Below are 8,776 nucleotides of genomic sequence, written 5' to 3' on the forward strand. Positions count from 1 at the left end.
ATCCAGGGTCATCCAGACGATATCCAGGCAGCTGAAATCGAAATCATGGCCGGACTTTGACGTAGTTCTGTGAGCGAAGACGACCTGCATAACGAGATAAAACTGGAGTGGCAGCTGCGCGTGTCGCGCCGCGCGCCGCTGAACCGCGTCGCACCGAAAAGCCCCTGATCGTGATCGACGCCGGTCACGGCGGGCGGGATCCCGGTGCAGCGGGCGCCAATGTGCGCGAAAAGACGATCACTCTGGCCGCCGCCCTGGCGCTGAAGGCCGAGTTGGAGCGGACCGGCAAGTATCGCGTGCACATGACGCGTTCGGACGACAGCTATGTCGATCTGAATCGCCGCGTCACCATCGCGCGTCAGGCGAATGCCGACCTGTTCATCTCTTTGCACGCTGATGCGGGTTCTGATCCGGCGATCCGGGGCGCCAGCGTCTATACCCTGTCCGAACAGGGCGCGGGCCGGGCGGTGCGTGAGTTCACGCGCGGCGACAACTGGCACCGCGATCTGCATCTGCCGGGGCGCGATCCGTCAGTGGACCGCATCCTGCTGGATATGACCCAGCGTGCGACGCAGAATCGCTCAGCGCAGTTCGCCCGGGTTCTGTTGACCCATCTTGAGGCGACCGACCGTCCGCTGCTGCGTCGCAGTCACCGCGATGCTGGTCTGGCCGTTCTGCTGGCGCCGGATGTGCCTGCTGTCCTGCTGGAAATGGGCTTCATCACCAATGCCGAGGACGAGCGCGCCCTGAGCGACGAACGCGTTCGTCGCCGCATGATGAAGGCCGTCGCCGACGGCATCGACCGCTATTTCAGCCAGCCGCAGGCGCCTCTGATGATGGCGTCCAGCGGCGGCGCGATGGGCCAGCCCTGAAGCTGACCGCTTAAGCCAGTCCGGCCTTCTTCAGGCTCTTGTAGGCCTTGATGACCCGCTGCAGCTTGGCTTCTGCACCACGGTCGCCGCCATTGGTGTCCGGGTGAAAACGCTTCAGCATGTCGTGGTACTGGGCCTTCACCTTGTCCTTGTCCGCGCCCGGTTCCAGGCCGAGGTCGGCCAGCGCCGCTCGCTCCAGCTTGCCGATGCGGCGATCCTCGGTCGCAGACTGCGGGGCCTGATCGCCACGCCGCCCGAACAGACCGAAGCTGTCGCGCCATGAACCGGCTGTGCCCGTGTTGGGTGTGCCGGTCTTGCCCGAGGCTGCCGCGGCTTCACGCGTGAACTTGCCCGCCTTCATCTCCCAGGTCGGGCGGCCGCCGGTCATGGCCTCGTTTTCCTGAGCGGCGCGGACCTCGCCCTCGCTCATGCCGGCGTAGAAGTTCCAGCCCTTGTTATATTCGCCCGCGTGCGCCTGGCAGAACTCATAGAAGTCGTTCAGCCGCTCGCGCGACTTGGGCGCCTTGGCGGCGGCGGCCTTGCGGCAGTCCGGCCACTGGCACGGCTTCTCACCCGGCTTGAGGTGAAGCACGTCAGCCTTGGCGGCCTCTTCCTCGGGCTTGGGCGGCTTCACGCGGATATCGGTGAAGCGTGGCTTGTATTGAAATGAAGCGGACATCACACGAAGTGTAGGGCCGAATTGGACGGCATCAAGGAAACGATCATGTCGGAAGGCCCCATAGCGGCGATTATCCGTGAAAAACTCACCGCCGCGCTGTCGCCGCAACGGCTTGAGCTCGAAGATGACAGCTGGCGACACGCCGGTCACCACCATGAAGGGGGCATGGACGCCAAGCCCGGCGGCGAGAGCCACTTCAATCTAGTGATTGTGTCGCCGGTTTTCGAGGGACAGTCACGGGTTGCACGCCAGCGCACCGTGAACGCCCTGTTGCGCCCTGAGTTGTCAGGTCCGGTCCATGCCTTATCAATCAAGGCTTTAACGCCTTCTGAAGTCTCTTAAACCCCAGGTTTCAGCAAAGACCATTGTTCACTTCGTCTTAGAACCTTCGTTCTAGCGTTGCGCCACCAACAGAAGGTGGGGGCTGATCGATGGTGGAGACTGACGGCGTCGCAAGAGCGATTCCCGCAGAACAACGGGTCGGCGACGCAGCTCAGGCTTTGACCGCCATTCTGCAGACCCAGTACCTTCGCTATCTGATCATCGCCTCGTGGGCGGTGGGCCTTTTGGCTACGGTCGGCTGGTGGCAGGCGATTCTGTGGTTCATCCTGACCCTTGGCGCCGGTTCGTTCCGCGGGTGGGTCGAATATCGCCTGCGCAATCAGGTGGATAACGGCGGCGGTTGGGGACTCGTGTTCCCGCTGGTCGCAACGGCGACGACCGGCGCATGGGCGGTGGCCCCGCTTATGGCCTGGTTCTCTCCGTCCGGCTTTGGCCAGCCGCTGGCCCTGGCGCTCATTATCTCCGGCTATGTGCTGGTCTTCGCCCAATTGCGCAGTTCGCCGCGTCAGGCGGTGATCATTTCTTCGCCTTATGGCGCGGCGGCGACCATTATCCTGTTGAGCCTGTGGGGGACGCCGGAGTTCTGGTCGATGCTGGGGGTTCTGCCTTTCACGGCGGCCGGTCTGTTCGTTCTGGTGACCATGACCATGCTGCGCGAAGAACGGATTCTGGCCTTCCAGACCCATCAGGCCCATCTGATCGCCGAGTTGGAGGCCGCTCGGGACCGGGCCAATGCCGCCAATGACGCCAAGTCCAATTTCCTGGGCGTGATCTCCCACGAACTGCGCACGCCGATGAATGGCGTTCTGGGCGCGGCTCAATTGCTCAGCGCCACGCGTCTGGAGACGACCCAGCGGGAATATCTGTCGATCATCCGCAACTCGGGCGACAACCTTCTGAACCTGCTGAACGACATCCTCGACATGACGAAGATCGAGGCGGGCAAGATGAATTTCGAGGTCGTCGATGTCGTCATGGAGGACCTGCAGAAGCGCATCACCGGCCCGTTCGAGGCCCAGGCCGAAGCCAAGGGGCTGGGCTTCGTCACTGTTCTGGAAGGCGAACTGCCGACCGTGGTGCGCGGCGATCCCTTGCGGGTCTGTCAGGTCGTCCAGAACCTGTTGTCGAATGCGGTGAAGTTCACTGAATACGGCGAGGTCCGCTATTTGTTGCGCGGGGAGCGGATTTCGGACCAACGGGTGCGGTTCGACTTTTCGGTAACCGACAGCGGCACCGGCATTTCGTCGGAGGATCTGGATCGTCTGTTCCAACCCTTCACCCAGGTCGACGCCTCGTCCACGCGCCGTTTCGGCGGCACGGGCCTGGGACTGACGATCGCGCGCCGCATGGCCAACATCATGGGCGGCGATATCTCGGTGACGTCGAAACTGGGCGAAGGCTCGACCTTCACTCTGTCGGTCGAGGCCGAGGTGGTCGAATGGGCCAAGCCTGCTCTGGTCGAGAAAGCCGAGGACAAGGCGGGCGCAGGTCAGGCGCTGCGGGTGCTGGTGGTCGAGGATCATCCCGTCAACCGCATGATCCTTGAGGCGTGGATGAGCACCTCGTCCCACGTCACCGCCACCGCTGAAAATGGCGCCCTGGCCATCCAGGCGGCGAATGAGCAGCCGTTCGACCTGATCATCATGGATGTGAACATGCCTGTGATGGACGGGCTGACCGCCACGCGCACCATTCGTAACGGCGCAGGGCCTAATGCAGAGACGCCGATCGTCGTCCTGTCGGCCTCGGCCCGGAATGAAGACCACGAAGCGGGTCTGGACGCAGGCGCCGACGCCTATCTGAACAAACCCATCGATTTCGCCGCCTTGGCTGACCTTATGGGACGGGCGTCTGGCGGGCGCGCAGCTGTCAGCGGCAAGGCGCCGATTGCAGAACACTCCGCCGCCGCCTGATTAAGGCGAAAACTGGGTCTTCGCCTGAACAGGAGGCGACCAGCACGGTTCAGATGCGTCTCAGACGTCAGGGCCCATTCTGCGGACAAGTCGAAATCGTTCGGCCGCAGAAGGAGACCTCGTCATGAACAAGTTTCTCACCGCCGCAATGGCCGCTGTTATGGCCACGACCGCTGTGGGCGCTGCAGGCGCAGCCTCAGCCCAATCGCGTAACGACCACCGCTATGAACAGCGTCAGGATCATCGCTACGATCGTCGTGATCCCCGCGCGAACCAATATCAGAACCAGCGTCCGGCGCCGCGTCATGACCAGCGCGACTATCGCCAGGACCAACGCGATTACGCCCGCTGGCAGCAGGCCCAGCGCCGCTATAACGCCCCGCGCTATGTCGCCCCACGCGGCTATGCGACCCGCAGCTGGAGCTATGGCCAACGGATGCCCTCCTACTACCGCACCAACAACTATGTGGTGAACGACTACAGCCGTTACGGCCTGCGCGCGCCGCCGCGCGGCTCTCACTATGTCCGCAGCGGCAATGACGTGGTGCTGGCCGTGGTCGCAACGGGTCTGGTGACCGCCGTGATCGCCGGCCTGTTCAACTGATCCTGCCGATGCGCTGAACGCCCCGGAGGGAAACCTCCGGGGCGTTTTTCGTTGTGGTTTGACGGCGACGTGATGGGCGCCCTGAATGGATCATCATGCGCGCCTTCGCCGAGCTTCTGGATCGTCTGTCGTTGACTGCGTCGCGCAACGCCAAGCTGGTTCTGCTGCGTGACTATCTGCGGGCGACGCCGGACCCGGATCGGGGGTGGGCGCTGGCGGCGCTGACGGGTGATCTGGGGTTTGATGCAGCCAAGCCTGCGATGATCCGCAAGGCGGTCGAGGCACGGGTCGATCCGGTGCTGTTCGGCTGGTCCTATGATTACGTCGGCGATCTGGCGGAAACGGTCTCGCTGATCTGGCCTGTGCCCACCGACCACCGGCCCAACCGTGAGCCGGAACTGTCGGAGGTGGTGGATGCGCTGAGCCGCGCCAGCCGTAATGAGGTCCGCCCTCTGATCGAAGGTTGGCTGGATGCGCTGGAGCCCAAGGGGCGGTGGGCCTTGCTGAAACTGGTCACTGGCGCTTTGCGGATAGGTCTGTCGGCCCGGCTGGCCAAGACGGCGGCGGCGATGATCCGGCCCGATGCCGTGTCCGCGCCGCCTGACCCCGATGGAGGCGAGCAGGTTCTAAGCCTGACGCCCGTCGATGTGTCGGACATCGAGGAGGTCTGGCACGCGATTGACCCGCCCTATGTCGACCTGTTCGCCTGGCTGGAGGGCAGGGCGGAGCGGCCCAGCCCCGACGCACCGGGTCGCTTCCGGCCGGTGATGTTGGCCGTGGCGCTGGATGAGTCGGCGGATTTCGCCAAGCTGTCACCCGCAGACTATGCCGCCGAATGGAAGTGGGACGGCATTCGCGTTCAGGCGGTGCGCGAACAGGGCGTGGCGAAACTGTACTCGCGCACGGGCGACGAGATTTCCGGCGCCTTTCCCGATGTGATGCAGGCCCTGACGTTCGAAGGTGCGATTGACGGCGAACTTCTGGTCATGCGCGACGGCCAAGCTGCGCCGTTTGGCGACCTGCAGCAGAGACTGAACCGCAAGACCGTGGACGCCAAGCTGATGACGGCCCATCCGGCAGGCGTCATGGCCTATGATCTGCTGGCGGCTGAGGGTGAGGATTTGCGGTCGCTGCCCCTGACCGAAAGGCGGGCGCGGTTGGCGGCGCTGGTCAAACAGCATGGGGGAGAGCGGCTGCAGCTGTCGCCGCAGGTCGACTATGCGGACTGGGACGAACTGGCCCGTTTGCGCGCTGATCCACCGGTCGGCGCGGCGGCGGAAGGGTTGATGCTGAAACGCTGGGACAGTCCCTATCTGGCGGGACGTCCCAAGGGGCCCTGGTTCAAGTGGAAGCGTGATCCCCACGTCATCGACGCGGTGTTGATGTACGCCCAGCGCGGCCACGGCAAACGATCCAGCTTCTATTCCGACTACACCTTCGGCGTCTGGACCGAGGATGGGACGCTGACCCCGGTGGGCAAGGCCTATTTCGGCTTTACGGATGAGGAGTTGAAGCAACTCGACAAGTTCGTGCGCGATCACTCGGTCGAGCGGTTCGGGCCGGTGCGGTCCGTGCGCGCCGAGCGGGACTTTGGCCTGGTGCTGGAGGTGGCGTTCGAGGGGCTGCAGCGCTCCAGTCGTCACAAGTCCGGCATCGCCATGCGCTTCCCGCGCATAAGCCGCATTCGCTGGGACAAGCCGGCGCGCGAGGCGAACACCATCACGGATGTGATGGCTTTGCTGGACGCCATCGAAGGCGGCGGCGGACGTGTCGCAAAAAGCCTGAAAAACTGACTTCCCAGGGCTTCCAATCGCCTGCCGAGGCGTTAGACCCGGCCTATGTTCACCAACGCCACCCCGATCACTGAGGTCGTTACGGAAGCGCGACAGGCGTTCGCCGTCGACGCCGCAATGCTGGCCAAGTTGACCGACGCTGCGGGCGATCTGGCAATTAACCTGAGCATCGCCGCGCTGATTTTCGTGGCGACCGTGTTCGCATCGAAATGGGCGTCCGGTGCGGCGCGGCGGGCCTTGTCGCGGGTGCGCGGCTTCCGGCACGATCCGACGGTTCTGAGTTTCGCAGCACAGGTCGTCCGCGCCGTCGTCATCATCGTCGGCATGATCGCTGTCTTGCAGCGCCTGGGCGTCCAGACGACCTCGATCATAGCAGTCCTGGGGGCGGCGTCCCTGGCCGTGGGGCTGGCGCTGCAGGGCACGCTGTCAAACGTGGCGTCGGGGATCATGCTGCTGGTGCTGAGGCCCTATCGCGTCGGAGACGTGGTCGATGTGGGCGGCATGTCCGGCACCGTCCAGCGTCTGGACCTGTTCACGACCCAGCTGTCGAACGGCAACAACCACAAGATCGTCATTCCGAACTCCAAGGTTCTGAGCGACCCGCTGACCAACATCACTGGCCAGAAGACGCGGCGCATCGAGATCAAGTTCGGCGTCGGCTATGGCGACGATCTGAACAAGGCGCGCGCCGTCCTGGCCGACGTCGCCAGCGCGCATCCCAAGATTTTGAAAGACCCCGCACCCTGGACCGGCGTCACCGCCTTGCTGGACAGTTCAGTGCAGATCACCCTGCATGCCTGGGTCAATGTCGTCGATTTCTGGCAAACGCAGGCGGATATCATGCAGGGCGGCAAGGAAGCGCTGGATGCGGCGGGGATCGACATCCCGTACCCGCACCAGGTCGCCATACCCTATGAAAATGAAACCTCGGCGTCGCGTTCGGCGCCGACGGACGGAAAGACGGCCTGATGCGTTACGACTTTGGTTCCGACAACACCGCTGGCATGGCGCCAAGCGCGGTTGAGGGCCTGATCCGCGCCAACTCGGGCCATGTGCCCGCCTATGGACGCGACGAGATCACTGAACGCGCCGCCGATCAGATCCGACAGCGCCTGGACGCCGACGCCGAGGTGCGTTTCGTCTTCAGCGGCACAGCCGCCAACGCCATCGCCCTGTCCATGCTGGCCAATCCGTTTGAGGCCGTGTTGGCCCACAACGCGGCCCACGTCTGCACGGACGAGACGGGCGCGCCCGGCTTCTTTGGTCAGGGCGTCGGCCTGATCGGCCTGCCAGGCTTCTCGGGGCGGATCGATCCCGTGGCTTTGCGTGCGCAACTGTCTGAGGCTGAAGTCGCCCACCGTCAGCCGCCTGCTGCTCTGTCGGTCACCCAGGCGACGGAATACGGCACAGTCTACACCGAGGAAGAACTGCGCCAGTTGATCGAACCCGTGAAGGCGCTGGGCTACGGCGTGCACATGGATGGAGCGCGGTTGGCCAATGCGGTGGCGGCGGGTTTTGATCTGAAGGACATTCCCCGTCTGGGCGTCGACATCCTGGTGTTCGGCGGGGCGAAGGCGGGGGCCAACTGCGCCGAGGCGATCGTCCTGTTCGACAAGTCGCTGGCGCGGCGGTTCGACAACCGGCTGAAACAGGCGGGACAGGTGGCGTCCAAGGCGCGTCTGCTGGCTGGACCGATGTTGGGTCTGCTGGAGAGCGGCGATTGGGAAAGCGGCGGGGCGCATGCCAATATTATGGCGCGGCGTCTGGCGGATGGCATCGTGACGCGGTCACGGTTCGTGCTGGCTCACCCGGTTGAGTCCAATGCGGTCTTCGTGCGGATGTCGGACGACGCCCATGCCCGTCTGAACGCCGCCGGTTGGGCCTGCTATCAGTTTGACGACGGGTCGGTGCGATTTGTCTGTTCGTGGGCGACGACCGAAGAGGTTGTCGATGAACTGCTTGAGGCGATTTCCACGATCAACTGACCAGAGGTGTCAGGGCGCAGGCGCAAGTCCCTGTTTAAACCGGATTTGTTGACCTGAAATCGGGTGCGGCCTTTCGGCGGCCCCATACGGCGTCCATATGCGGATCATGGCGATACGCGGCGAACGCTCGGGAGGTCGGCGCGACCCCATGATGAAGGCCCAGCAGGCCGGAACCCTTCAGGACAAGGCTGACGGTCCGCCCATGCTGCAGGCGCTGGCCGATCTGTCGCGTCTGGTGGCGCGCTCGGGTGCGTCGCATCTGCGGCTGAGGTTGGCGTTCGCGGTCATCGTGACGCTGGCAGGCAAGGGGCTGGGCGTTCTGGCGCCGTTGGTGCTGGGTGCAGCCGTCAACAAACTGGCGGCGGGGCAGGGCGCAGCGGTCGCCATGGGCTGGGGGTTTGCCGCCTTCGCCATTGGCTGGACCATCATTCGCTTTCTGTCGGCCAGTGCGCCGCTTGTGTCCGATGTCGTCTTCGCGCCGGTTCGTGCGGCGGCGCAGCGGGCGACGGCGGCGGAAGCCTTCGCCCATGCCTTGAGCCTGTCGCTGGACTTCCACCAGACCAAACGCTCCGGCGCCCTGTCGCGGAC

At 64.3% G+C, this 8,776-nt stretch carries 8 protein-coding genes and 1 pseudogene; 8 read left to right on the forward strand and 1 reads right to left on the reverse strand.

All coding sequences use genetic code 11. The features are described 5' to 3' along the window. Positions 1-107 precede the first annotated feature (107 nt). The gene (locus tag QZ281_RS06335; protein WP_363297500.1) at positions 108-872 is read left to right on the forward strand and encodes an N-acetylmuramoyl-L-alanine amidase; all 765 of its coding nucleotides are present in this window, start codon (positions 108-110) and stop codon (positions 870-872) included. Positions 873-882: 10 nt separating this feature from the next. Here QZ281_RS06335 and QZ281_RS06340 read toward each other — a convergent pair whose 3' ends face one another. Continuing rightward, complete coding sequence (locus QZ281_RS06340) at positions 883-1,551, reverse strand: J domain-containing protein (RefSeq protein WP_292226060.1); 669 nt, start codon at positions 1,549-1,551, stop codon at positions 883-885. Between the two features lie 45 nt (positions 1,552-1,596). On the opposite strand from QZ281_RS06340, the gene QZ281_RS06345 reads away from it, so the two are divergent. The 7 genes and pseudogenes from QZ281_RS06345 to QZ281_RS06375 form a co-directional block, all read left to right on the forward strand. Next, a complete protein-coding gene (locus tag QZ281_RS06345) occupies positions 1,597-1,893 on the forward strand; it encodes a BolA family protein (RefSeq protein ID WP_292226107.1) in 297 nt (98 codons plus the stop codon). Between the two features lie 89 nt (positions 1,894-1,982). Beyond that, positions 1,983-3,806, forward strand: a complete 1,824-nt coding sequence (locus QZ281_RS06350) for an ATP-binding protein (protein WP_292226062.1) — start codon at positions 1,983-1,985, stop codon at positions 3,804-3,806. Positions 3,807-3,930: 124 nt separating this feature from the next. Beyond that, the gene (locus QZ281_RS06355) at positions 3,931-4,410 is read left to right on the forward strand and encodes an RcnB family protein (RefSeq protein WP_292226064.1); all 480 of its coding nucleotides are present in this window, start codon (positions 3,931-3,933) and stop codon (positions 4,408-4,410) included. Positions 4,411-4,505: 95 nt separating this feature from the next. Further along, positions 4,506-6,203, forward strand: a complete 1,698-nt coding sequence (locus tag QZ281_RS06360; RefSeq protein WP_292226067.1) for a cisplatin damage response ATP-dependent DNA ligase — start codon at positions 4,506-4,508, stop codon at positions 6,201-6,203. A gap of 45 nt (positions 6,204-6,248) precedes the next feature. Continuing rightward, a complete protein-coding gene (locus QZ281_RS06365; protein WP_292226070.1) occupies positions 6,249-7,172 on the forward strand; it encodes a mechanosensitive ion channel family protein in 924 nt (307 codons plus the stop codon). After that, a complete protein-coding gene (locus QZ281_RS06370; protein WP_292226075.1) occupies positions 7,172-8,188 on the forward strand; it encodes a beta-eliminating lyase-related protein in 1,017 nt (338 codons plus the stop codon). The genes QZ281_RS06365 and QZ281_RS06370 overlap by 1 nt, the downstream gene beginning before the upstream one ends. A gap of 148 nt (positions 8,189-8,336) precedes the next feature. Next, positions 8,337-8,776 (forward strand): annotated as a pseudogene (locus tag QZ281_RS06375) (metal ABC transporter permease); the annotation flags it as partial.

The sequence above is a fragment of the Brevundimonas sp. genome, assembly GCF_018608325.1.
Taxonomy (GTDB): Bacteria; Pseudomonadota; Alphaproteobacteria; order Caulobacterales; family Caulobacteraceae; genus Brevundimonas.

Bases quoted from the DNA above. Each gene is read 5' to 3' on its own strand.
- QZ281_RS06365 (WP_292226070.1), top strand. From the start codon at position 6,249: ATGTTCACCAACGCCACCCCGATCACTGAGGTCGTTACGGAAGCGCGA.
- QZ281_RS06345 (WP_292226107.1), top strand. From the start codon at position 1,597: ATGTCGGAAGGCCCCATAGCGGCGATTATCCGTGAAAAACTCACCGCC.
- QZ281_RS06340 (WP_292226060.1), bottom strand. From the start codon at position 1,551: ATGTCCGCTTCATTTCAATACAAGCCACGCTTCACCGATATCCGCGTG.
- QZ281_RS06360 (WP_292226067.1), top strand. From the start codon at position 4,506: ATGCGCGCCTTCGCCGAGCTTCTGGATCGTCTGTCGTTGACTGCGTCG.
- QZ281_RS06350 (WP_292226062.1), top strand. From the start codon at position 1,983: ATGGTGGAGACTGACGGCGTCGCAAGAGCGATTCCCGCAGAACAACGG.
- QZ281_RS06370 (WP_292226075.1), top strand. From the start codon at position 7,172: ATGCGTTACGACTTTGGTTCCGACAACACCGCTGGCATGGCGCCAAGC.
- QZ281_RS06355 (WP_292226064.1), top strand. From the start codon at position 3,931: ATGAACAAGTTTCTCACCGCCGCAATGGCCGCTGTTATGGCCACGACC.